At 56.8% G+C, this 24089-nt stretch carries 24 protein-coding genes; 10 read left to right on the plus strand and 14 right to left on the minus strand.

The features are described from left to right. Nucleotides 1-13: 13 nt before the first annotated feature. The 5 genes from OCY70_RS09705 (at nt 14) to OCY70_RS09725 (ending at nt 6502) form a co-directional block, all read left to right on the plus strand. A complete protein-coding gene (locus OCY70_RS09705) occupies nt 14-559 on the plus strand; it encodes a GNAT family N-acetyltransferase (RefSeq protein WP_213427311.1) in 546 nt (181 codons plus the stop codon). Nucleotides 560-653: 94 nt separating this feature from the next. Continuing rightward, the gene (locus OCY70_RS09710) at nt 654-1466 is read left to right on the plus strand and encodes a GNAT family N-acetyltransferase (protein WP_213427312.1); all 813 of its coding nucleotides are present in this window, start codon (nt 654-656) and stop codon (nt 1464-1466) included. Nucleotides 1467-1562: 96 nt separating this feature from the next. After that, entirely contained in the window at nt 1563-2111 is a 549-nt protein-coding gene (locus OCY70_RS09715; RefSeq protein WP_213427313.1) for a nucleotidyltransferase family protein, read from the plus strand. A 165-nt stretch (nt 2112-2276) separates the two neighbouring features. Then, nucleotides 2277-5705 (plus strand): copper amine oxidase N-terminal domain-containing protein, encoded by a 3429-nt coding sequence (locus OCY70_RS09720; RefSeq protein ID WP_261944818.1) that lies wholly within the window; start codon nt 2277-2279, stop codon nt 5703-5705. Nucleotides 5706-6265: 560 nt separating this feature from the next. Then, nucleotides 6266-6502 carry a general stress protein gene (locus OCY70_RS09725; protein WP_213427314.1) on the plus strand — a complete coding sequence of 79 codons (237 nt, stop codon included), beginning with the start codon at nt 6266-6268 and terminating at the stop codon, nt 6500-6502. 255 nt (nt 6503-6757) lie between these two features. Here the strand turns inward: OCY70_RS09725 and OCY70_RS09730 are convergent, their stop codons facing one another. After that, nucleotides 6758-7543, minus strand: coding sequence for an ABC transporter ATP-binding protein (locus tag OCY70_RS09730; RefSeq protein WP_213427315.1), 786 nt, complete (start codon nt 7541-7543; stop codon nt 6758-6760). Nucleotides 7544-7575: 32 nt separating this feature from the next. Continuing rightward, a complete protein-coding gene (locus tag OCY70_RS09735; RefSeq protein WP_249724765.1) occupies nt 7576-7965 on the minus strand; it encodes a FadR/GntR family transcriptional regulator in 390 nt (129 codons plus the stop codon). A 426-nt stretch (nt 7966-8391) separates the two neighbouring features. Between OCY70_RS09735 and OCY70_RS09740 the strand changes: the two genes are divergently transcribed. Next, nucleotides 8392-8517 carry a hypothetical protein gene (locus OCY70_RS09740; RefSeq protein WP_261944819.1) on the plus strand — a complete coding sequence of 42 codons (126 nt, stop codon included), beginning with the start codon at nt 8392-8394 and terminating at the stop codon, nt 8515-8517. Nucleotides 8518-8523: 6 nt separating this feature from the next. Here the strand turns inward: OCY70_RS09740 and OCY70_RS09745 are convergent, their stop codons facing one another. From OCY70_RS09745 to OCY70_RS09770, 6 genes are all read right to left on the minus strand, one after another. Then, nucleotides 8524-8691: a hypothetical protein gene (locus tag OCY70_RS09745; RefSeq protein WP_213427317.1), complete on the minus strand. Its 168-nt coding sequence runs from the start codon at nt 8689-8691 to the stop codon at nt 8524-8526. Further along, nucleotides 8688-8987 (minus strand): aminoglycoside phosphotransferase family protein, encoded by a 300-nt coding sequence (locus OCY70_RS09750; protein WP_249724767.1) that lies wholly within the window; start codon nt 8985-8987, stop codon nt 8688-8690. The genes OCY70_RS09745 and OCY70_RS09750 overlap by 4 nt, the downstream gene beginning before the upstream one ends. Next, nucleotides 8984-9469 carry a phosphotransferase family protein gene (locus OCY70_RS09755; RefSeq protein ID WP_249724769.1) on the minus strand — a complete coding sequence of 162 codons (486 nt, stop codon included), beginning with the start codon at nt 9467-9469 and terminating at the stop codon, nt 8984-8986. Before OCY70_RS09755 ends, OCY70_RS09750 begins: the two co-directional genes overlap by 4 nt. Further along, nucleotides 9423-9683 (minus strand): hypothetical protein, encoded by a 261-nt coding sequence (locus tag OCY70_RS09760; protein WP_249724770.1) that lies wholly within the window; start codon nt 9681-9683, stop codon nt 9423-9425. The genes OCY70_RS09755 and OCY70_RS09760 overlap by 47 nt, the downstream gene beginning before the upstream one ends. A 325-nt stretch (nt 9684-10008) precedes the next feature. Beyond that, complete coding sequence (gene odhB / locus OCY70_RS09765) at nt 10009-11274, minus strand: 2-oxoglutarate dehydrogenase complex dihydrolipoyllysine-residue succinyltransferase (RefSeq protein WP_213427318.1); 1266 nt, start codon at nt 11272-11274, stop codon at nt 10009-10011. 21 nt (nt 11275-11295) lie between these two features. Continuing rightward, nucleotides 11296-14139, minus strand: a complete 2844-nt coding sequence (locus OCY70_RS09770; protein WP_213427319.1) for a 2-oxoglutarate dehydrogenase E1 component — start codon at nt 14137-14139, stop codon at nt 11296-11298. Nucleotides 14140-14940: 801 nt separating this feature from the next. Between OCY70_RS09770 and hprK the strand changes: the two genes are divergently transcribed. Beyond that, a complete protein-coding gene (gene hprK, locus OCY70_RS09775; RefSeq protein ID WP_213427320.1) occupies nt 14941-15846 on the plus strand; it encodes an HPr(Ser) kinase/phosphatase in 906 nt (301 codons plus the stop codon). 374 nt (nt 15847-16220) lie between these two features. Here the strand turns inward: hprK and OCY70_RS09780 are convergent, their stop codons facing one another. From OCY70_RS09780 to OCY70_RS09790, 3 genes are all read right to left on the minus strand, one after another. Beyond that, a complete protein-coding gene (locus OCY70_RS09780) occupies nt 16221-17021 on the minus strand; it encodes a M50 family metallopeptidase (RefSeq protein ID WP_249724771.1) in 801 nt (266 codons plus the stop codon). Nucleotides 17022-17162: 141 nt separating this feature from the next. Further along, on the minus strand, nt 17163-18050 hold the full coding sequence (locus tag OCY70_RS09785) for a C40 family peptidase (protein WP_213427321.1): 888 nt from the start codon (nt 18048-18050) through the stop codon (nt 17163-17165). 173 nt (nt 18051-18223) lie between these two features. Further along, the gene (locus tag OCY70_RS09790) at nt 18224-19072 is read right to left on the minus strand and encodes an alpha/beta hydrolase family protein (RefSeq protein ID WP_213427322.1); all 849 of its coding nucleotides are present in this window, start codon (nt 19070-19072) and stop codon (nt 18224-18226) included. A 236-nt stretch (nt 19073-19308) separates the two neighbouring features. Here OCY70_RS09790 and OCY70_RS09795 point away from each other — a divergent pair, with 236 nt between their 5' ends. From OCY70_RS09795 to OCY70_RS09805, 3 genes are all read left to right on the plus strand, one after another. Beyond that, nucleotides 19309-19818: a mismatch-specific DNA-glycosylase gene (locus OCY70_RS09795; protein ID WP_261944820.1), complete on the plus strand. Its 510-nt coding sequence runs from the start codon at nt 19309-19311 to the stop codon at nt 19816-19818. Between the two features lie 224 nt (nt 19819-20042). Beyond that, a complete protein-coding gene (locus tag OCY70_RS09800) occupies nt 20043-20222 on the plus strand; it encodes a hypothetical protein (protein ID WP_306433919.1) in 180 nt (59 codons plus the stop codon). A gap of 153 nt (nt 20223-20375) precedes the next feature. Further along, a complete protein-coding gene (locus tag OCY70_RS09805) occupies nt 20376-22607 on the plus strand; it encodes an ATP-dependent helicase (protein ID WP_213427324.1) in 2232 nt (743 codons plus the stop codon). Between the two features lie 127 nt (nt 22608-22734). Here OCY70_RS09805 and OCY70_RS09810 read toward each other — a convergent pair whose 3' ends face one another. From OCY70_RS09810 to OCY70_RS09820, 3 genes are all read right to left on the minus strand, one after another. Next, nucleotides 22735-23031, minus strand: a complete 297-nt coding sequence (locus OCY70_RS09810; protein ID WP_213427325.1) for an ABC transporter permease — start codon at nt 23029-23031, stop codon at nt 22735-22737. Continuing rightward, nucleotides 23028-23162, minus strand: coding sequence for a hypothetical protein (locus tag OCY70_RS09815; protein WP_261944821.1), 135 nt, complete (start codon nt 23160-23162; stop codon nt 23028-23030). Before OCY70_RS09815 ends, OCY70_RS09810 begins: the two co-directional genes overlap by 4 nt. Nucleotides 23163-23275: 113 nt before the next feature. After that, nucleotides 23276-23986 (minus strand): ABC transporter ATP-binding protein, encoded by a 711-nt coding sequence (locus OCY70_RS09820; RefSeq protein ID WP_213427326.1) that lies wholly within the window; start codon nt 23984-23986, stop codon nt 23276-23278. Nucleotides 23987-24089 lie beyond the last annotated feature (103 nt).

Here is a 24089-nt window from a genome sequence, read left to right on the forward strand (position 1 = left end):
AAGGATGATCCGAATGCCGCATATCGCAGGAGAGCGCATAATTTTAAGAGAGTATCGAATGGAAGATTTACCGTATATGCGGGAGTGGGTCAATGACCCGGAGATTACGGATACGTTGAGCGATATCTTTACCTATCCGCAGACGCTGCATGACACCGAGTCCTTTCTGAAAATGATGATCGAGGGAAGCAGCCGCAGCAAAGGCTTCATTATCGCCGACAAGGAGTCGCTTGAATATATCGGACAGATCGATCTGCATCGGCTCGATTGGAAAAACCGCTGCGCCGTACTGGGCATCGTCATTGGCCGCAAGTCGCATCTTGGCAAAGGGTATGGCAAGGAAGCGATCGCCTTGATCAAACGGTTCGCCTTCGACACGCTGAATCTGAACCGGTTGGAGCTGGAAGTGTTCGAATTCAATGAGCGCGGACTTCGTTGTTATCAGGGGAGCGGCTTCAAGGAAGAAGGCCGGCTGCGGCAGAAGCTGTATCGCGAAGGCAAGTATTGGGACATTATTCAGATGAGCATTCTGCAGAGCGAATATGTAAGCGAGGCGTGACCCATTTGAGCAAATTTAAAAAAAGGGAAAACCATTTTGCTTCGCCGGGAATCTAACAGAGGGGATGGTTTTGCCTCTTCCGGAGGATACAGGGATGAATGCCGTACATCCGTCAGAGAAGGTGATACAAGCCATTGAGCAGTCGGAAATCGATTATATGACCGATCGGATGAATGCGATCCGGGAACGTCCGGGCAATCCGGAAGGCGTGGAGGTGGCACAGTTCGGGCATGCGGTCTGCTTCTACAGCAGGACGATGCCATGGCCTTCCTTCAATACGGTCAAAGGACTGCGGAACAGCGATATTGAGCATATAGATGACATAATCCGCTTCTACCGGGAGCGGGATCGGACACCTCAGTTCGAAGTCGTGCCCGGACTTGCCGATCGGCAGGTGCTCCGGTCGCTGGCAGAGCGGGGGTTGTATCCGTCGGGCAGCCATACGTCCTTGTATGCGCAGCCTGCTGCCGCCGCTTGGGAGCCTGGGCCGGAAACGGTGCGGATTGAAGAGATAGGGGCTTCGGAATTCGATGCATACGCGATGATTCATTGCCGGGGGACGGGGTTGCCGGATGACGGAATCCCGCATGTCGCGGCCAACAACCGCGTGCTGCATCAGCGATCGGGCTGGAGCTTTTATATGGCCTATTGCGAGGAACGGCCGGCGGCTGTCGGCGTCATGCATGTGAAGGGAGATATCGCTTCCTTCACGTTCGCGGCCACGCTTCCCGAATATCGGCGGCGAGGCTTGCAGCTGAGTCTGCTGCGCTGCAGGCTTGTCGAGGCAGCACGCCGCAAATGCAGCCTGGCCGTGGGCCAATGCGCCTTCCTGTCAGGCAGCCACCGGAATATGGAGCGGGCCGGCATGCGGATCGGGTATGTGCGCTCGACTTGGACCGGGCTGTGAGCGCTGGAACGACGACGGCCGCCTGGCGGACATCTCTTGGACAACGGAGCGGGACCGGGCAAGTATGCTCGCGCCTGCGAAAGAGGAGGAGTCCCCGTGTTGGAGCAGCGTCTGGTTCAATATTTGGAAGAACATGAGGAATTGTTGGCCGACTTGCGGATCGTCAGGGACCTCCACCTGCCGCAATGCTATATAGCCGCCGGGTATATTCGCAATTATATCTGGGATCGGCGGCATGGATTCGAGTACCGGGCGCGGCATCAGGATATCGATGTCGTCTACTATGACCCGGAGGATCTGTCGGAGCAGCGGGACGTTGCGCTGGAGCTGGAACTGAGAAGACAGACGGGCAACGAAAAGTGGTCGGTCAAAAACCAGGCCAGAATGCATATTCGCAATGGCGTGGCGCCATACGCGTCCACCTTCGATGCGCTCAGCCGATGGCCGGAGACGGCCACGGCGGTAGGCGCGCGTCTGAATGGGGAGGCGCGGATAGAAGTGATTCATCCGCACGGCTTGGAGGATTTGTTCCAGTTGATCGTCAGGCGAAGCCCGGCATTTCCCGATTCCGCCTATTATATGGCGCGGGTCAACGCCAAGCAATGGCGGGGGCAATGGCCGCTGCTGACGATTATTGAAGCATAGAAGACAGAGCCGGAGAGGCTGGGTTCATGCCTTTCTTGCATTAGGGCACTTGATCGATAATTTGACCAAAAATGAAAATATTTTTAAAAAGAAAGAAACATTTACCTCAGTAACCGCGTTACACATTTCAGAGATTTGAAATGACACCCAATGGAGGATGAAGTTGTGAAAAGGATACTATCCGGACTGATTGCATTTGCCTTGTTGTTTACATTTGCCATTCAAGCGCAAGTGCAGGCGGCCCCGCAAATCAGTGTGTATATCAATGGATCCAAGCTGGTGACGGATCAACCGCCAATGATGATTCGAGGGCGGACGATGCTGCCGCTGCGGGCCATCTTCGAGGCGTTGGATGCTAGGGTAGGATGGAATCAGAGAACGAAGACCGTGACCGCGACCAAGGCGGGCACGACCGTTGTCCTCAAGATCGGTTCCAGGGTAGCTACGATCAATGATTCGAACGTGACTCTGGACGTTCCCGCCCAGACGATCCGGGGAAGAACGATGGTTCCGGTGCGCTTCGTCAGCGAAGCGATGGGCGAGCAAGTGCTGTGGAATTCCAGAACGCAGACCGTAACGATTAATACGACGGATCGTGATTGGGACGATTATCCGAGCGACCGGGTCTATCAGGCAACGAATGTAAATGCTAAAGTAACCGGCCAAGCGGGTAACGGCAGCGACCTGACCGTCAGCTTCACGCGGGCGTCCCAGGAATCGAATATCGATCATTATCGCGTTCTCGTCGTCAAGGCTTCGGATTCATCGTCCTTTACGCTGGCGCGGGCTCGTCTGGTATCGGACAATAACTACACGGTCGTAGATACGTATGGCCGAAATCCTTCTCTTTCGCTCAATTCCTGGACCCGCGACGTGAACGGAGATGTTCTCCGGGCGAACCAATCCTACGTCGTGTATGTGTTGACGGTGGGCAAACGCAGCCAGGATGTATTATCCCGGCCTTCGCAGACCGTGACGCTGACAGGCGATTCAGCCTATGCGGCCACGAATGTGCAGGCGCGTGACGTTGCCGATTATGGCGATGGAAGAGATATGTCCGTGAGCTTCACACGGGCTTCCGATGAGAGCAATATCGCCAACTATCGCGTCATGGTCGTGAAGTCGAAGGATGCGCATCGCTTCGATCTGAATGCAGCGAATGAGGTATCCAGCTCCAATTATACGACGGTATACAAATCCGGCACGACCCTGTCGACGACACTCAGCTCATCGTCCCGGGATACGTCCGGAGACAGAATTCGCAACGGCGTGCCTTATACGGTGTTCGTCTTGTCCGTAAGCAATCATTTGAATCGTCATTCCAATCAGCTCTCTTCGTCCACGGCGACGATTACGCTGGGCACCACCGTTGGCGCGCCAGTCATTACGAGCGTGGCGGATGTGAGCAACTACGGCGACGGCCGCGACCTGCAGGTATCGTTCACGAGATCTTCCGATGAGTCGAAGGTGAGCCACTATCGCATATTCGTCGTGCCGAACCGGGACTACACCCGCTTCGATCTGACCGAAGCGAACAAATTGTCTTCCAGCCGCTATTATCAAGTATCGAAGACCGGATACAATATCACGACGACCTTGTCTTCGAGCTTGACGGATGTCAACGGCTCTTATATTCGCAACAATGAGACCTACCGGGTATTCGTCATGGCGGTGTCGAATGCCGGGTACAGCTCTAACAATGTGCTGAGTGGCGCGTCCTCGTCGATTACGCTGTCTCATAATTCCATCGCCAATGCAGTCACGAATGTGCAAGTTAGCGATGTCAGCGACTATAATGACGGCCGCGACATGCGAATCACGTTCAACAAGGCTTCCGACGAGTCGTTGATTGATCACTATCGCGTCATGGTCGTGAAGACATCCAATGCGGACCGGTTCACTGTGTCGGATGCGAACAATGTATCGAGCTCGTACTACACGAGAGTGAACAAGACGGGGCGCGATCTGAGCTTGACGCTCTCCTCCCGCGCAAGAGATGCGGACGGCTCATATATTCGGAACGGTGTGAGCTATCGCGTGTTTGTCCTGTCGGTAGGCAGAGGCAGCTATTCCAATGCGTTGTCTTACGCTTCCAGCGCCATTACGCTGTCCAGCAATTCGGCCGTGTATGCCGCGACCAATGTTCAGGCTTACGATATCAATGATTACGGCGATGGCCGCGACCTGCGGGTAACGTTCAACCGCGCGGCGGATGAGTCGAATATCAGCCACTACCGCGTCATGGTCGTGAAGTCGTCCGATGCGGGGCGCTTCACGGTAGGGGATGCGAACAATGTATCCAGCTATAATTACACATATGTGAGCCGCAATGGCACCAACCAGAGCGTGACGCTCTCGTCCGGCGCGAGAGATGTCGACGGGTCGCTGATTCGGAACGGCATCAGCTACCGCGTGTTCGTCCTGTCTGTCGGCTCGGGCAGTTATTCCAATACGTTGTCCAGCTATTCGAACATCATCACGTTGAGCAATAACTCGACGGTGTATCCGGCTACCAACGTCATGGCAAGCGACGTCAACGATTATAACGACGGCCGCGATATGCGAGTCAGCTTCAACCGGGCGGTGGATGAAGCGAACATCTCGCATTACCGGATCATGGTCGTGAAATCGGCTGATGCAAGCCGCTTCGACTTGTATCGTGCCAACAACGTATCCAGCTACAACTATACGTATGTAAGCAAGACAGGCCGAAATATTGATCAGATTCTGTCCTCCTCGGCGCGGGACGTTGATGGAGCGGCGATTCGAAATGGCGTCGGCTACAAGGTATTTGTCTTGTCCGTCAGCAACAACAGCAATAACGCCAATATGTTATCCGGTGCTTCTCCGGAAATCGTGCTGACAAGCAACTCGTCGGTCTCTGCGGTGTCGAACGTAACGGCCAACGTAACAGGCAATAGCGGCACGGCGCGCGATATCGAGGTGAGCTTCACCGCGCCGTCCAATGATTATGGCGTGCTGGAATACCGCGTGATGGCCGTGAAGTCGGATCAGAGCTTTGGGTTGGCGGATGCCAACAATACGCCATATTACACGTATGCGGCGAAGGAGGGCGGCACGATTCGCCTGTCTCTGCCAGATAACGCACGCGACGTGAGAGGAGAGGCGATCACAAGCGGCAGCGCTTATCGCTTCTATGTTCTCACCGTAGCCGACAGCCGGGTCAGCTCGGCCAATGCGCTCTCTGATCCATCCCGCGAGGTGGTCTTGTCGGCTCAATACGTATCTCCGGCGACGAACGTAACGGCGGAGATGAATGGAAGCGACCTGCGGGTCTACTTCAGCAAGCCGACGAATGAGAGAGGCGTTGCATACTATGCCGTGATGGCGGTGCCTTCCAACAGGGCAGGCAGCTTTACGCTGGATGAGGCTAATTGGGCAGGAGCAAACAGCTCTAAAGCCATATCTCCTTCAGGAGAAGGCATGGTTACGCTGAACTCCTACGATAAAGACGCCTATGGCAATCCTCTTGCCAATGGGGAAACATATATTATCTACGTCCTCACCGTTTCGGACGGCCGTGCGGTAAACGTGCTGTCCGCTCCATCCCAGGGCGTCGTGGCACAGTTCTAAGCGTCCCAGGCAGGGTGCGGCGCAAAACAATCCTGCTATCGAACGGAAGCAGGAATCAAGGGGGTTGTCCCAAAAGTAGTATTTCACTACAGTGAGACAGCCCCCCCTGATTCTCAAAGCTCGACTCGCCGAAAACTGCAAAACGGCAGCTTTCCTTTAAGGCGTGTACTCCGTTACAGGGAATCCTGCAAAACGGCATCAATTTCTGACTATCCAATCGATAAAAGACAAAAATCGATAAACATCATGTAAATTTTGCAGGAATTTCATCAAATAGCGGCTGAAAGAGCAGAAATTGATGCATCCACGCAGCATTTCACTGCTTCATCCATCTTCCACCAGTTGCGCCGCCGTTTTTCCCGGATCCACATTCTCTGTTACCTCGTCATCTCCATCATTTTGCAGTGCCTGTGAGACACCCCCTTTTTTTGTTGATCAAAAAAAGCAGAACCGATTCCCTTTCAGGCTGTTGGATGTTTGACGGCCTTAGGGTGCGGTTAAGAACACAGTAAGCCGGCCGGACCCCCACCGAATACAGAGAAAATGAAGGAGGAATCGACATGAACAAGCAGACGAAGGTGTACACGGTCAATACGGGAAAGGAGGCCGAAGCGAAGATTCAGGATCTGGCCAATCTGGGTTATAACCGAGACCATCTGGACGTGCTGGCCCATGACAAGAAGCGGATGGAGAATATCGCCGAACAAGCGGCTGCCTCTGAGATCGGCGTGGCCGAAGAAGGCGTCTTCACCGCGTTCTGTTCCGCTCCCATGGCGACGAGCTGCGCGCCAAAATGAGGTCTATGGGCGTCTCGCACCAGCATGAACAAGAGCTGGACAAAGGCAAGATCGTCATTTTCGCTGGAGCGGGAATCCTTATGACGGCGACCGCTACGATCCGGACATCATCTATTATCCGCCTTTTGTATAAGGTTTCGGCCAAGCCGGAATTTGCCTTCGGCGGCAGGGAGAAGGCGGAAGCAGCAAAAGCCGACGCGGGTCGGCTTTTGTGCTTGAAAGCAATATCGTGTTGAAGCAGGAAGGGAAAGCGTATTATTCCATGTCCAGCAATTGAAGGGAGTAGCGATGGCCCAACTCCTGCCGCACTTCGATGCGCGCATGGAAAAATTGGCTTAAATGGGCCGAGGTCAACTGATCGGCCGTATTCCCGGACGAAAATACGGTTCCTTGCTTGATGAGCAGGGTTTTGTTGAAGCAGGGCATTATCTCTTCGACATGATGCGTGACATAGATAAGAGTCGGGGCATCCGGCTCGAACGCAATCGATTGAATCATATGGAGCAACTGATCGCGGGCGAAAATATCGAGTCCCGTGCACGGCTCGTCCAGGATAAGAAGCTTCGGCGACGCCATCAGCGCCCGGCCGATGAGCACCCGCTGCCGCTCGCCCTGCGATAACGTGTCGTAGGTGCGGTTCAGCAGCCGCTCGCAGCCGAGCAGCCGGATCAAGGACAAAGCCTTCTCCTCGTCAGCCTCCTCGATGTCATCGTACAAGCCGATCGAGGCGAATTTCCCGCTGAGCACGATCTTCTGCACGGTCTCGTGCCCGTATAGCTTCTGCTGCAGGGAGGTGCTTACCCAGCCGATGTGTTTGCGCAGCTCGCGCAGATCGAAGGTGCCGAACCGCTTGCCGAGAACGGAGACGCTTCCCGAGGTCGGCCAGATATAGCCGTTGATCATATTCAATAAGGTCGTTTTCCCCGAGCCGTTCAGCCCGAGCAGACACCAGTGCTCTCCCGGCTTCACCTTCCAGGCTACCCGATCCAGAATCGTCTTGTTGTCTCTCTTCCAGGTTACATCGCGAACATCAATGACCATAACGTCTCTCCTCTCCTCTAGGTTGGCAACCGTTATTCGCTGCCGCCGCGCCCCTGCGGCGCCAGATTGGCCAGCGACACGCGCACGGCGGTATCGGCGTCCCGGGCCGAAAGCGCCTGGTACAGCTGTTCATGCAATTCCGACCGATTCTCATAATGCTTCGTGCCGACGATGAGGTGGCTCAGCTCGCCACGCAGTGCGTTGGAGAAGGCCCGGAACAGATCGAGCAGCAATGGATTTTGGCTTGCCTCTGCAATCGAACAGTGGAACTCGGCATCAAAATCCACCTGGGAGGCATAATTGCCGGTCTCCAATGCCTTTTTCCGCTCTTCAAGCAGCCGCTTCATCCCCCTCAGATCGCCGTCCGTGCGCCGTTCCGCGGCCAATCCCGTCCCCTTGCCGGACTTCCAGCACGCCGGCATGTACCAAGATCTTGACGGCTTAGCGGACCGTCGAGCGGCCTACGACCGAATAGCTCCATCAGTTCCGGCTCGGTCGGTATCCGATCGCCGGGATGATAAGCCGTAAGTCCCGGTTCACAGGTCCGGCAGCAAAGGGGATCAATGGTTCATAATGAGAAGGTATCCCGGGAGGCGCTTCGGAGTATCAGTAAAAAATCAGGAAATTCCTCGCTGGGAATGAGGGCGGTGATTGGCTAGAATCATCTCAAATTCAAGATAAGGGACTGGATGCATGATGCGCATTACGATCAAACAGCCCTCTTGAATGCGGCTGTCATGGCGGCCAGCGGAGCGGTATTCGTAAGCAGCGTGCTGGGGGCCGGAGCCCAGCCTGGCAGCTGGCCGCGCCGAAATACGATGCCGTTCGCTGGATGAGTCTCGTCTTTTTTGCCGATTATTTTCATTAAAAAATGGTGCTCCGCCAAATACCAGGGACCATCGATTCTCGTTCTGATGGGGGCGGTCATCATCATCACGGAAGTGCTGGTGGCGTATTCGGACGGAGCGCCGTAAATTCATTTATGGGCTGACAGGCTTCCATTCCTCGAGAAGGTGCACGAAGCGCTGCCGGCATTCCAAGCGGGTAAAGAAATCGGCATAATCCGCGAAATTGCCGGTATTAACTCCTTCCGCTGTAGAGAACGCCGGAGAAGAGAAAGCGATCTGCCTGACGGTCTGCTCCTTCAAATATAAAATGATCTCATGACCTTCTTTTTCACTGTGCTCATTCTCCTTCGCTTCTCGGGCGAGTCATCTGATCCTGGTTCGATCCTAAGGATGCGGAACCGTTCCAGAAGTCCTTGCCGGAATTGTTCCTGCAGCGGAGCATTATCCCCGACATGGTTACTCTTCTGGATATAGGAGGACAGGAAGCTGGCGGCTTCCTCTTCTTCTCCCCGTTCCAGATACAGCGCCGTCAACTTGGGCAAGTCTGCGGCGGCATCCCCGAAATAGGACGTCGTGAAATCGATCACGCCGCTCACTTCCCAGCCTCGATCGGTTTGCTGCACGAATCGGTTTGCTGCACGAGCACGTTTTCCGGCTTGAAGTCGCCCATGACGAAGCTGGGGGAGGCGAGCCTGTCCATTGCCGGCTGCGCGTCGTCTAAGAGCTGTTCCACCCATGCCTTGTCCCGGTCCGTAATGACGGAGTACTTCGCGGCGTCATCGAGCCAATAGCGAACCGTCCCGTACAGCCACGCCGTGTAGGAGCCGGCGAACGTGCGGATATGGCCGATGTCCGGATCGAATTCCCCGGGATGATCTGCCTTCCATCCGTGCAGCGCGCGAAGGGAGCGCCCGAGCGCTGCCGCGATGCCGCATGCGTCTTCATGATGCAGCAGCTCCGGATCGTGGATATGCCTTCCGGGGAGGCGGGGCATGAGAACATAGCTCCAGCCGAAAATATCATCCGACTCGTCAATCAGATAGGGATAAGGGACCTTGACTCCGGTCTTCGCGTGCAAATGGCGAATAAAAAACGCTTCTTCCTTCCACTGTCCGGGATAGAGCGGATTGCCCGGCTGTGGACGTGACGAACAGCGTCTGCTTCATGACTCCGTGCTCTGTAGGCGCGGAGTGAAGCAATCGGCCCAGCCCGAAGCGGTCCAGCATCCGCTGCAGTTGGCTGTCCGTCAGGGCGCCTAACGATTTCGAAGCGAAAAATACGGTGGTCGTCAACCGCTGCACCTCGTTGCAACTAGAATGTATGCGAATTCCGTTCAACCGCATGTTACAGAAAAAGCGGCCTGCCAGCAGGCAGCCGCATAGTGGCAATATCGATATGATCCTCTACAATACGGAATCTCCAAAATTATCCTATCACGCGGATTTGGGGAAGTCAAAGCAATTTTCCGCGAAGGGGGCGCGGGCGAGCAGGTGGTAGGCCCGCCATGCGAAAGATGGGCTGCGCGCCGCCAACCGGGCTGCGCTCGGCGCAGCGAGAATACAGACAGCCGGCTCCGCAGAGCCGGCTGTTCTGATTACATATTCTATAGGGGACGCGTTATCCTTCGAGGAGCAGCGTCTCCGGATCTTCCAGCATCTCCTTGACCTTGACCAGGAATCCGACAGCTTCCGCTCCATCGACGATGCGGTGATCGTAGGAGAGGGCGATATACATCATCGGACGGTTCTCCGAACGCTCTTCATCGATGGCGACCGGACGCAGCTGGATCTTGTGCATGCCGAGGATGCCGACCTGCGGCGCGTTCAAGATTGGCGTCGACAGCAGGGAACCGAAGACGCCGCCGTTCGTAATCGTGAAAGAACCGCCTTGCAGATCGGACAAGGCCAACGAGTTGGAGCGGGCCTTCGTCGCCAGTTCAGCGATGGAGCGCTCGATCTCCGCGAAGCTGAGCCGATCGGCGTCGCGAACGACCGGCACGACGAGGCCTTCCTTCGCTGCGACGGCGATGCCGATATCGTAGAATTTCTTCACGAGAATATCTTGTCCGTCGATCTCGGCGTTCAGCAGCGGGTAAGCCTTCAATGCGCCGACGACCGCCTTCGTGAAGAACGACATGAAGCCGAGACCGACATCATGCTTTTCCTTGAAGGCGTCTTTGCGCCGCTTCCGGATATCGAGAATCGCAGTCATGTCGACTTCGTTGAACGTCGTCAGCATAGCCGCGGTCTGCTGCGCCTCCACCAGGCGAGTCGCGATCGTCTGGCGGCGGCGGGACATGCGCTGGCGCTCGATCGGCTTGGCCGAATCGCCAGCCCCACCGGAAGCCGGAGCCGGAGGCTTCACCGGCGCAACCGGAGCCGCTGCCGGAGCTGCCGCCGGACGGGCTGCGTTCGCCTGAACGTCATCATGCTGGATGCGGCCGATCGGGTCGCGGGCAGACACGCCGTTCAAGTCGATGCCCTTCTCTCTCGCCAGCTTGCGCGCCGCCGGAGACGCGTGGTATGCGCCGCTATCCGCAGCAGGCGCAGGCACTGGGGCCGGCGCTGCCGGAGCTGCGGCCGAAGCGCTTTCCTTCTCTGCGGCAGTCGCTTCCGCCGCCGGAGCTGGCGCTGGAGCGCTTGCTCCCGCCCCGGAGCCGATGACGGCGATGACTTCGCCGACGGCGACATTCTCGCCTTCCCCTCTCAGGATCGATTCAATGACTCCGCTCTCTTCGGCGCTGATTTCCAGATTGACTTTGTCGGTTTCCAACTCGGCGAGCAGATCTCCTTGACCTACCGTGTCGCCTACTTTGACAAGCCATTTATGCAAGGTTCCTTCCGATATCGATTCTCCAAGATCAGGCACTTTGATTTCAGCCACGACCGTAACCTCCCAGGTTAATTAGTTTTTGTCGAGCGATGCAAAAGATTCGGTAATGATTTGGCGTTGTTCGAAGCTATGGACATCCGCATACCCGCTCGCCGGGCTGGAATGCTCCGGACGTCCGATATAGTGGACAGGCACCTTCTTCGGAGCCACTTCGCGAATCCGCGGCTCCATGTACGTCCACGCACCCATATTTTTCGGCTCTTCCTGCACCCAGACGATCTCCTTCAGGGCCGGATAGCGTTCGATGATAGCCGCAATCTCCTCCTGCGGGAACGGATAGAGCTGTTCGACGCGGATCATATGCAGCCAAGAGTGATCCCGATCCGACGTCTCCAGTTCTGTCTGCAGATCGATCGCCATCTTGCCGGTCGCCAGAATCAGGCGTTCCACCTTCTTCGGCTGCTGGCCTTCCACGGCTTCATCCCAGACCGGATGGAAGTGCCCTTCGCTGAACTCGCGGCCCGGCGATGCGCTCCGCGGGTTGCGCAGCAGGCTTTTCGGCGCCATGACGATAAGCGGACGCGCTTCATCGGTTCCGCCGATCGCGGCCTGGCGGCGCAGCAGATGGAAGTATTGCGCGGCGCTGGTCAGATTGACAACCGTCCAGTTATGCTCTGCGGACGATTGCAGGAACCGCTCCAGGCGGGCGCTGGAATGCTCCGGACCTTGGCCTTCGAAGCCGTGCGGCAGCAGGACGACGAGATTGGACTTCTGGTTCCATTTCGCCCGGCCGGCAGCGATGAACTGGTCGAAAATAACTTGCGCCGCATTGGCGAAGTCGCCGTATTGCGCCTCCCAGATAACGAGCGTCTCTGGCGCGAATACATTATAGCCGTATTCATACCCGAGCACAGACGCCTCGGACAGCGGGCTGTTATAGATAGCGAAGGAGGCCTTCGCCTGCGGAATGCGGTGCAGCGGCGAGAACGTCTCTCCCGTCTTATAGTCATGCAGCACGAGATGTCGCTGCGAGAAGGTGCCCCGCTCGGAATCTTGCCCGGTGATGCGGATCGGCTGCCCTTCCGCCAGGATCGTCGCGAACGCCAGCGTCTCGGCGAGCGCCCAGTCGACCTTCTCGCCCTCATCGAGCGCGTTGGCCCGGCGCTGCAAAATCCGCTGCAGCTTCGGATAGACCTGGAAGCCCTCCGGCACCAACAGCAGCTCGCGGTTGATCTCCCGCAGCTGCTCGAGCGGCACGGCGGTGCCGTTGCCGGACAAGCGGCTTGGCGGCTCGCCCGTATTGTGGCGGTACGCCCGGTCGGTCGTCTCCTTCATCTTGTCATACGCCTGCTGCAGGACAGCCTCGGCATCCTTTTTCATCTGTTCGATCTGCGCGTCGCCGACCAGGCCTTCCTGCTTCAACCGCTCGCCATAGAGGGCATACACGGTCGGATGCTGGTTCACCTTGCGGTACACGAACGGCGACGTTCCTTCCGGATCGTCCATCTCGTTGTGGCCGTGGCGGCGGTAGCCAATCAGATCAATCAGGAAGTCCTTCTTGAACACGCTCCGGTACTCGACCGCCATGCGAACGGCAGCGATGCATGCATCCGGATCGTCCGCGTTCACGTGCACGATCGGAATCTCGAAGCCTTTGGCCAGGTCGCTCGCATAATGCGTGGAGCGGGAGTCCTCGCTCTTCGTCGTGAACCCGATGCGGTTGTTGACGATAATGTGCAGCGTGCCTCCGTTCTGGAAGCCGCGCAGCTTGTTGAAGTTCAGCGTCTCCGAGACGATGCCTTCCCCCGGGAAGGCGGCATCGCCGTGCATGAGCACCGTCGCGGCCTTGCCGGTATCATGGCGCGGATAGCCCGGCTGGCTGCGGTCATCCTGGGCGGCGCGGGAGAAGCCCTCCACGACCGGATTGACGTACTCCAGATGGCTCGGGTTGTTCGCGAGCGTAACCTTGGTCCGCACGGTATTGCCTTCGGTTACGGAGCGATCGGCGCCCAGATGGTACTTCACGTCGCCGGTCCAGCCGTAGTTGATGCCCATCGAGCCTTCCGACGGGAACAGGTCCTTGTTCGGAGAGTGATGGAACTCCGAGAAAATCTTGCCGTACGGCTTCCCAAGCACGTGCGCGAGCACGTTTAACCGGCCTCGATGGGCCATGCCCATGAGGATATGCTGAGTGCCGTTGGCCGCGGAGGCGCGGACGAGTTCGTCTAGCATCGGCACGAGAACATCGGTGCCTTCGATCGAGAAGCGCTTCTGCCCAACGAAAGTGCGGTGCAGGAACGTCTCGAACTGCTCCACCTCGATGAGCCGTTTCAAGAGAGCGACGCGTTCGGCCGGAGTAAGCGGCTCCGGCGAGTTGAGGCATTCCGTATGTCTGCGCAGCCACTTCAATTCTTCCTCGTCATGCACATGTCTGAATTCGTACGCGATGGATCGGGTGTACACCGCGCGCAGATGCTCGATCGCATCCCAGCAGGTGTGTACGCCGGCAGGCGCCTCCTTCAGCACGATCGAGGCAGGCAGAGCTTCCAGATCCGCGCGGGTCAAGCCGTAGGTCTCCGGCTCGAAGCGGCGGGTATCCACGGGCGGATTAATGCCCAATGGATCGATATCGGCCGCCAGATGGCCGAAGGTGCGAATAATGCCGGCCAGCTTGACGGAGGAGACGACTTTATTTAACCCGTCTCCGTCCAGCGAGACCGGAGCAGCGGCTCCTACTGACTGGGAACCGATTGAAGCAGGCGGCGGCCCGAAGCGGGCGAACAGGTCCCGGTAATTCGCTTCGACGGATTCGGGATCGTTAACGTATTGCTCGTACTGTTCCTGGATGTACCCGAGATTGGGTCCATAGTAATCCTTCCATACCCTTTCCTTCTCAGTAACTTCTGCAGCCGACATGAATGCTAGACCTCCTTACGGATTATGCCAAATCTATGAGTATATCTAAAATGACATACCCAATGTTTGCGTTTACACTTAGTTTACCACTTGTTCGCCAGAAATTAAAATAAAATGGACGTTTTTACGAGAAGAAAATGTGGAATTTATCATGGTAAATGTTCCGAACCTATTTTCTCAATCCATTCTCATAGAAACGATTGTTCAACGTACATTATTATACAATTTTATACAGAAAATAGAAACTTCAAGGAGAGAGGTGATTTCCTCTCCCGATCTCTTCGACTATAATAGAGATATTGGTAACATCACAATTTTTTTCAGATATCTGGGCATGAGCCGGATTGGTTCCCGGTATTCGAAGCAACGCCTTATGAAACAACGGAAGACAGCGGCGGAAGATGGATGATGCAGTGCAATCCTGCGTTAAAACAGGAATGTAGGCCCTTTGATCCAATATTTTATTAAATTCCTGCAAAAGAACATTTTTTCAGCTAATGTCTGGTTACTATCTCTTTCATATACTGAAGTTCATGCGTGTTTGCAGGAATTCCTGTAACGAAGCAATCGTCATAAGGGCATACTGCATTATTGCAGTATTTCGGCAAGTCGAGCCTTAAGAATAAGGGGGAGTGTCTCGCTGTAGCGACCAGACTACACTTGCACAGCCCCTTTTTTTCCTTCTTGGACAAACAGTCCATTTTTCTCTAAATAAATTAGTGAAAACTTTCACGATGGATGGGTTTTTTGCTCCTCTTTTTGTTAGAATATAAGGAACATTGGATCCGATGAGGTGATGAGATGAAAACGGTCATGATTCAACAGCTCGTGGAGAAGTTCAAGCTTGAAGTGCTGACGGGCGAGAACCGCCTGAACCGCACCATTTCCAAGACACGCGTGCACCGTCCGGGGCTTGAATTCGCAGGGTACTATGAATTTTTCCCGCAGGAACGCATTCAAGTGCTTGGACTGAAGGAGATCGGGTACCTTCATACGCTGACCGAGGAAGAGCGCGATGCCCGGATCAAAAACGTCGTGAAATACCATCCCCCTTGCTTCGTCGTTACTCGGGATCAGGAAGGGCTCACGTACTTGATCGATCATTGCCGGCGGGAAGACATTCCGCTGCTCCGCACCTCCATGACGACATCGAAGTTCATCGGACTGGTTGATTCTTATTTGACGAAAATGCTGGCGCCCGAGATTCAGGTGCATGGTGTATGCATGAACGTGGCGGGCATCGGCATTTTGCTGCGCGGCAAGTCGGGCATCGGCAAGAGCGAGACGGCGCTGACGCTCATTCGCCGGGGGCATCGCCTCGTCTCGGATGACGCGGTCGTCCTGCGCAAGATGAACCACGAGACGCTGATCGGCACCCATGACGGCAAGACGCGCGAATTTCTTGCTTTGCGCAGCATCGGGCTCATTAACGTGGCCCGCATCTACGGCCGCAGCGCCTTTCAGGAAGAGACCCGCATCGTGCTCGATATCGAGCTGACCAAGTGGAAGGACAACGAGCTGAACAACGAGCTGGAGCTGGAGCCCCGGTTCACGGAATATATGGACGTGAAGGTTCCGACCGTCCAGATTCAGCTTCAGCCCGGACGGGATGTCGCCAGCCTGGTCGAGGCGGCCGCCAACAACTATTATTTGCAGCAGCAGGGATACAGCGCCGCGGAGGAATTCATCTCGCGGCTGAATATGTAAGCCGGATACGAAGAAGGGGCTGTCCCATAAGTAGCTTTTAGCTACAAACATTGAGACAGCCCCATAGCCCTACCCTGCTGCTCACAGCTCGACTTGCTGACAAAACTGCGAAAATACAGTTTTCCCTTGTGCCGTATACTCCGTTAACGCAATTCCTGCAAAATTACATTAATTTCAGTCATGCCAATGGCTGGAAAGAAAAAGTCCGCGTTAAGGATGCACTTTTACAGGAATTGCATCAGGCAGCGGCTGAAATAGCATAAATTCCTGCACAAATGCAGGATTGGCTGCCCAACCATTTTCCGCCGTTAGTCCCCTACCGCTTTTCCCGCCTCTACCTTCTCGGTTGTCCATTCTTGCCCTAATGTCATGCTTCAATGGCTAGGGGACACTCCCTTCCTTCTATAACAGTTCTCGAACAGTTCTCGGCAGCAATGCGCTTCACCCGCAGCCCTTAGCCATTCGTCTACGGCGAGCAGGGTGGAGCCGCATCCGACCGGGCTACCGTTAACGGGAGCGGGGGCTTCTCCTCGGATGAAGGAAGAGCCGCAGGCATTCCCTCGCTCCGAGCAGGGCAGGATGAGCAGGAACACCGGGCCCAGGACCGATTCGACCAGGGCGATGAAGGCGACCAGCAAGTAATAGCCTTGCCGCAGCCATGGCCATGGACAGAAGCAGATGGCGGCGGTCAAGAGCAGGAAGCCGACGCACCACATGACGCCATAGCCGTTGCGCACGAAGAAGAGCAGGCTGATGGCCGTCACGATAACAATAGCCGTTAATCCGGTCTGCTGCTTGCCGCGGGCATACCCGTAGAACAGCAGGACCGCGAACACCGTCGAGACGGTATAGCCGGCGAGCGCGATAAGAATGAAGCGCCACGAATGGGCTGCCGCGGAAGAGAACGTGACTCCGCTATGATCGGCGAATAAATGAATATACAATACTTTGCCGGACACGAGCAGGGTGACGATCGCGTGACCGAACTCATGCACGAGCGTATCTGCATTGCGAAAGAAAGAAGAAAACGGAATGACCCGCGTCAAGACGGCGGCCACCACTAGAAATACGACGGTTTTTCCCCAATGCTTCATCGTCGCTCCCCCATTTGGCTTCAGGTCAACCCGGGAGCGGGAAGCGGCAGCGGTTGTCCCGCGGCTTCTCCTCCGTCTCACCGGATTATCTCATCCATTATATCGTGATCCGGCCGGAGATTCCCATCCTATTCTTCATTTGCTTCCCGCAGCTCTTGACTCCGCACGGAGCGCCTCGCGTCCGGATTGACCGTTATTGCCCGTTGGGACAGGCCTCCAGCGTTAGATGACCCGGCGCATCGACAGAAGCATGGAGCCCCAATGTTCGCCGTCCACATCGCTAATCTGGACGCCCGGATCGCCCCATGTATGAATGAACTGGCCATTGCCGACATAGATGCCGACATGTCCCGGAATCCGGTCATCCTCGAACCGTCCGGGAACGGTGAAGAAGATCAGATCTCCAGGCTTGAGATTCTCCCTGGTGACGGCAGAGCCCTGCTTGGCTTGATCCTGGGCCAGGCGCGGGAGTTGAACTCCATAATGCGCGAACACATGCTGGGTGAAGGAGGAGCAGTCGAACTTCTTCGACTCTTCATAAGGGCCGGCTCCGAATTCGTATGGCACCCCTAGGAACGACTTCGCATATTGAATCAAGGCCTGGGCGTCCACCCCCGCGCCGGCCATATGGATCCCGTGTGCCGAGCTGCCGCCGGCGGAAGGCGTCTGCCCTCCATTGCGGATGGCTCCGATATCGATCGTCTGCCGTTCCGGATTCCATTGCACCGGAGCCTGGAGCAGCAAGGACAGGGATTCGATGGTGGCGAACGGCGCTCCCTTCAGCCGGACGGGCGCCTGCGGCAGCGTGACTGCCTGGCCGGAAGAGAGCGCTTCGGGGCGACCCGGATAGAGCTCATAGATGACGTCGGTATAACCGATGCGCACGACTTGGTCGCGGTCCTCCATACGCAAGCCGAGCGCATGCGCGGCTTCGCGCAGCGGGATCAGCCGGTTGCCCATCGCATCGATATGCGATCCGTCCAGAAGCGCCGTGCTCGTCGGACCGGGCGGTTCAATCGGATTCGGATTCGGCCTTGCGCAGGATGCCGTGATCCATAGCAACGATGCGGCGCAGCACAGCAGCAAAAAACGAACGCCGGAGTAGCCCATGGCGAATTCACCTCATTCGTTTTGATAAAATATAAGAAAGTATCCGGTTCGGAGTCTACTTGGCTTATATTTCTCGCAGCAGCGTTTTCCCTCTTTTAAAAAGAGGCGAAAAACGCTTCTACATTGCAGTGTGCGCCGGGAACGGGCTGGTTATGTATGGCAGCGCGCCGAACTCAGCGTCCTGTCTCCTCTATCCAGCGGAACATTCGCTCTACGGCTTCGCGGTGCTTCCCGGGCGGGAATAAATGGCCCTCCCCGGCATAGGCATGCAGCGTGCTCTCCTTGCCGAGCGATGCCAGCCTGTCCCGCATTCGGATGGCATGAGCATAAGGAACCTGCTCATCCTCCGTCCCGTGGATAAGCAGGACGGGACAGCCAATCCGCTCCGCCAGATGGAGCGGGGAGCGGAGGCGGAACGCCGCTTCCTGCCGGGCAGGCGTCCCTCCGAGCACGCGCTTGAGCATGCGCCGCAGATCGACGCGTTCCTCGTACGTCTGCGCCAGATCCGAGACGCCGCTCCATAGAATAAGGCGGTGGATGCCGGGGGCGCTTGCCGCCGTCCTGGCCGCGTTGATGGCTCCGCGAGAGAAGCCCATAATAGAGATGCGCCGCGCATCGACGAACGGCAGTTGGGCAAGCATGCGCCAAGCGGCGCGGACGTCCTCCGTATCGGCGCCGCCGAATTCGTCCCGGCCTTCGCCCCCTTCGTTGCCGCGGTAGCATGGGGCGAAGACGATATATCCATGGCTGGAGAACTGTTCCAGCCAATGCGTCCGCACGCGGCCGAACTTGCCCATTCCCCCGCGGCAATAGAGAAGGACCGGCCAGCGTCCCGCCGACATGTCCCGGCGTTCCGGCGGCCAGCCGCAGGCCGTTTCCGTCGGGCGCGGAAGCTCCGGGCACGCATAGAGGCCGCGAAGCCAGAGCCCCAACCGCTCGGGATCCAGGCGGGATCCGGGCGGCAGGCTCAAATATCCGGTGACCTTGTGGCCCCCGGACAGATAGGTAAGATGCAGCAGCATGGCGAATCCTCCCCTCCTTGTGCTTGGACATGTATTTCCTATATATTTTCTATATATTTTGACTACAATCTTGTCTATCTTTACAGGCGGATTAGCCGCGTTTGATTCGATGCCGCTCATAGGTATTATAAGCATAGGATCGACCCTGGAACCAGCAAGCGTTCATTACTGCCCTTTAGTATTCATCCCATTAATTATATTTGCCATAAATAGAACAAGATCAGGAGGCGGTACTTATGAATCCGATACCGGATCATCTTGCCTGGGGGCTCGACGTGCTGTTCGTCGGCTTCAATCCAAGCCCGCGCTCGGGAGAGACGGGCCATCATTACGCCAATCCGCGGAACCGGTTCTGGACGATCCTGTACCGGGCCGGCTTGACCCCGCGGCTGTACCGGGCCGAGGAGGACGGAGAGCTGCTTAAGCTGGGCTACGGCTTCACCAACATTGTCGCCCGGCCGACCGCGACCGCGGCGGAGATTACGGCGGCCGAGTATGCGGAGGGGCGCAAGCTGCTGCGACGCAAAATCGAGACGTACCGCCCGCAGACTGTATGCTTCGTCGGCAAGGGCGTGTATGAAGCTTACAGCGGGCGAAGAGGAGTGGACTGGGGATTCCAGGATGAGACGGTCGTCGAAGGCGTGCGCGATTTCGTGGCGCCGTCGTCCAGCGGGCTGGTGCGAATGAAGCTGGAGGAGATCGTGGACATTTACAAGCAATTGGCCCGTCGGCAAGGCGGGGAGTGAATCGTCGCGGCGGCTCTCGGCGGAATGGCCAGAGGGCTGAATTTTCGAGCATGACGGAGGATAACTGTAAGCGGAAGTGCTCAGGCTTCAAGCAGCGCGCTTCCGGTCGTGAGAGGCGTGCTGAGGCGTTTTCAGGACATTTTCAACTACAGGCCCTTATCCGTTATACTTACAGAAGCCGTTTACGCATCGATTGGGAATGCGTAAATCCAATCCAGCAGGGAGTGACGATTTTGAGTAACGAGCATATGTTGGAACGCAAAAATGAATTGCTGCGCCGCAATATTCAACAGTATCTTCTGCAAGAAAACCAGCACGGACTAAGCCATCAGGAGCAGCACTTTTTGCAGCATCTCATTAAGGAAATGCACCAGAACAATTATGAGATGAACCGTCAATCGTAACCCTCCCGCTTATTTGCAGCCTTAGGGCGTGCCATACAGCGAAGAGTCCGGATGTCCGGGCTCTTTTTTTCATGGCAGGATAACAGGTACAATGGAGAGCATCGGGCTTGAACCGAGAGCAGCCACAGGCAACAACGAAAGGATAGTATGGCCATGCATATAAAGGAAGGGTTCTTGGCGCGCAAGCAGCGGGAAGGCATCGTTCTCAACGACGTGCAGACCGAGGCGGTCCTTCATACGGACGGGCCGATGCTGGTGCTGGCCTCTCCCGGATCGGGGAAGACGACGACAATCGTGATGAGGATCGGGTATCTTATCGCGGAAAAGAAGGCAGATCCGTCACGCATCAAGGCGATCACCTTCAGCAGGGCGTCTGCGGCAGACATGAGGGATCGGTTCGCGCGGCTATGTCCCGAGCTGCCGGTCCGCAGCGTCGACTTCTCGACGATTCACAGCCTGGCGTTCGCGGTCACGCGCGAACATCTGCGGAATGCGCGCACCGATTTCCGGATCATCGAAGGGGATATCGATCTGGAGAGCCGGGAAGAAGCCGCGCATGGAATGCCGGCACTTCACAAAAAGCTCATTCTCCGCGAGCTGTACAAAACGATCGCAGGAGAACATATCGCCGATGATCAGATGGATGAATTAACGACTTACATCAGCTTTGTCAAAAATAAATTGCTTCCCGCGGACCAATGGGAACGCGTCCCCTGCAGCGTGCCGAAGGCGGCGCATATCGCCCGGCAGTACGAGCAATTCAAGCGATCGGGAACGGACAAGCTCCTGCTTGATTACGACGATATGCTGACGGTCGCCCATGAGGCGTTGAGCCGGGACCGGAAGCTGCTGGAGCGGTACCAGTCCCGCTATGATTATATTTTGACCGATGAGAGCCAGGACACCTCGCTCGTGCAGCACGAGATTATCGGCAAGCTGGCGCAGCCGCACCGGAATCTGTGCGTCGTGGCTGACGATGATCAGAGCATTTATACGTGGCGGGCCGCGGAGCCGGATTATTTGCTGCAGTTCAAGCAAGTGTACCCCGATGCGAAGCTGTTGAAAATGGAGCAGAATTACCGCTCGTCGCGCAATATCGTCGAAGCAGCCAACCGCTTCATCAAGCAGAACAAGCAGCGGTATGACAAGCAGATGTTTACGGCCAACCCGCCGAACCGGCCGATTGCCATCACGGAGGTCGCCGAATACGAGGATCAGGCGAAAAGGGTGGCGGAGAGCGTGTCCGCCATTGCCAACTTGCGCGACACCGCCGTGCTCTACCGCAACAATTCTTCTTCCATTGCGCTTATGAACGAGTTCGATCGCGCCGGCATCCCGTTTTTTATTCGTGACGGGGACAGCCGGTTCTTCTCGCATTGGGTGGTCGAGGATGTGCTGAACTTTATGCGGATGGCGTTTACCGACCGGCGGCCTGATCTTTTGGAAAAAATCCATCTCAAGTTCAACGGTTACATCTCGAAGCAGCAAATGGCGGCATTGAAGGCCATTCACAACGGCGAATCGGTATTCGACAATCTGCTTCGCCATGTCCCGCTGCAGGACTACCAGATCGGTCTGCTGCAGGAAAGCAAGGTAACCTTCGCCCGGCTGAAGGAGATGACCCCGCAAGCGGCTATCCGCGTCATCCGCACGAAGCTGGGCTATGACAAGGCCGTCGAGAAAACATGCGAGCGGCTCGGCTTCCGCAAGGAGTATATCGTCGGCATACTGAACACGCTGGACAATATCGCCGACGGCCTCGCTACGCTGCCGGACTTCGCGGCGCGCTTGAAGCAGCTGGAGGCGATCATGGCCTCTGCGAAGCGGAACCGGGGCGCGAACGCGGTGACGTTCTCCACGTTTCACAGCGCGAAGGGGCTGGAGTTCGAGCATGTGTTCATGATCGACCTGGTGGAAGGCATCATCCCGTCGCAGGAGGATATCCGCAGCTACGACAAAGGCGAGACCGCAGAGATGGAGGAAGCGGTCCGGCTGTTCTATGTGGGCATGACGCGGGCGAAATCCCATCTGGAGCTGCTGTCCTACCGGGAGCGGGGCGGCGAGAAGGCGAAGCGCTCCCGGTTCGTGTCTTATCTGGAGAAGCTTCAGCCGGCGGCTGCGGCGAGCCCGGCACCGGCGCCGATCGTGTCCGTACCGCAGGCAGGAGCGGCCCCTATGCTCCCGAATGCACTTCGGACATGGAGCGGGATCGGGGCCGGAACGAAGGTGAAGCATGCGGCCTTCGGACTGGGCGAGATTGTCAGCCTGGATGAGGAGGCTGTCGAGATCCAATTCCCCGGCGAGCGGAAGCGGATGCACGCTCCCACTTGCCTGAGCCGCGGGCTGCTGGCGTTGGCGGAAGAAGCCGTCCCTTCACGCGGATAATGGGCGGGCCGGGCCAGCGAATTCAATGCATGCTGGAGGCGGCCTGCCTGCGCCTCGCGTATGCTGGAGCGCTAGGCCATTCGTCAGTACAAGTCGAGGGCGTTCCTTCCTCTACGGAAGACATGGGTTAGCCGGACATCGCATGCGTGCGCCGCTTCCGCCTCAACCCGGCCTGCTCGGCATCCCAGCGGAAGGTCAATATCGCGATGGTCATGCAGAGCACGGTGAATCCGGCCAGGATGGCGAGCGGCTCCCATACCAGGCCGGCCGATCCGCCTGCATGAATGGCAGCGTCCATCGCCTTGACGAAGTAGTGAAACGGCTGGATCGAAGCGATGATGCGTACCCACTCCGGCGCGCCATCCAGACGGAAGAACGCTTCGCTCGTGAACAGCATCGGGAAGCTCATCAAGTTCGAGATCATATTGACATTGCCTTTAAGTCCCGCGACAGATTCGCCGCGATATAACCGATTGCCGTGAAGCATACCGTCCCGACGAGCAGCACGAGGAACATAAGCCCGGCATTCGCCACATGCAGAGTAACTCCAAGCATGAGGACGGCCATCGTGACGATGCAGCAGCTGACAGCCAGCGTCAGCGCAGTCCGCGCGCCGGTTCGTAATCATCGCTAAAATTTCCTCCTTAATAAGGATTCGGTCAGACGGCTCAGCTTTCTGTCATCCGAAGGTACAGCTCCTCCAGACTGTCCGCTTGGTGCGCCGCGAGCAGGTCCTCCGGCGTCCCGTCAGCCTGAATGACGCCCTGGTTCATCATGATGATGCGCGACGCGAGCTTATATACCTCTTCCATATCGTGCGAGGTGAAGATGAGAGAGGTGCCGGCCTCCGCCAGGGAATGAATCAATTCCCGGATATCGTGCCGTGCCCGGGGGTCGAGCGCCGCCGTCGGCTCATCGAGAAACAGGAGCGCCGGATGATGCACAAGCGCCATGGCGATGGCGAGCCGCTTCTGTTGGCCGCCGGACAGCCGTGCCGCATCGGTCCGTGCGGCTTCGCCAAGTCCGCAGCGCCGCAGATGCTCCATCAGGATGCGGTCGGGCAACCGGCAGCCATAAAAAGCGGCGAACATCCGCAAATTTTCCAAAGCGTTAAAACCGGGAAAGAACGGAGTCGACTGCAGCTGCAGGCCGATATGGCGGTAGGGATCTTTGGTCCAGTAGCTGATCTGTCCCTGATCCGGCCGCCGGGGGCCAAGCAGCAAATCAAGCGTCGTCGACTTCCCGGCTTCATTCGCTCCGATGATGGCAGTCACCTCTCCCTGCCGAATCGTCACGTCCACGCCGTTCACAACGGTACGGCCCCCGAATGCTTTGACGAGCCCTGCTGCTTCGATTAAGATGTCCGCTTGCATGGTCATGAACTGATCATCTCCTTTTTTGTTTAGCCAATGTTTTATATCCAATATTGGATATGTGGGTGAAAGGAAAAGCCGCTCGCTCCGGTATACGGGGAAACGGCTA

Origin of the sequence: Paenibacillus melissococcoides (genome assembly GCA_944800085.1) — a bacterium.
GTDB lineage: Bacteria > Bacillota > Bacilli > Paenibacillales > Paenibacillaceae > Paenibacillus_B > Paenibacillus_B melissococcoides.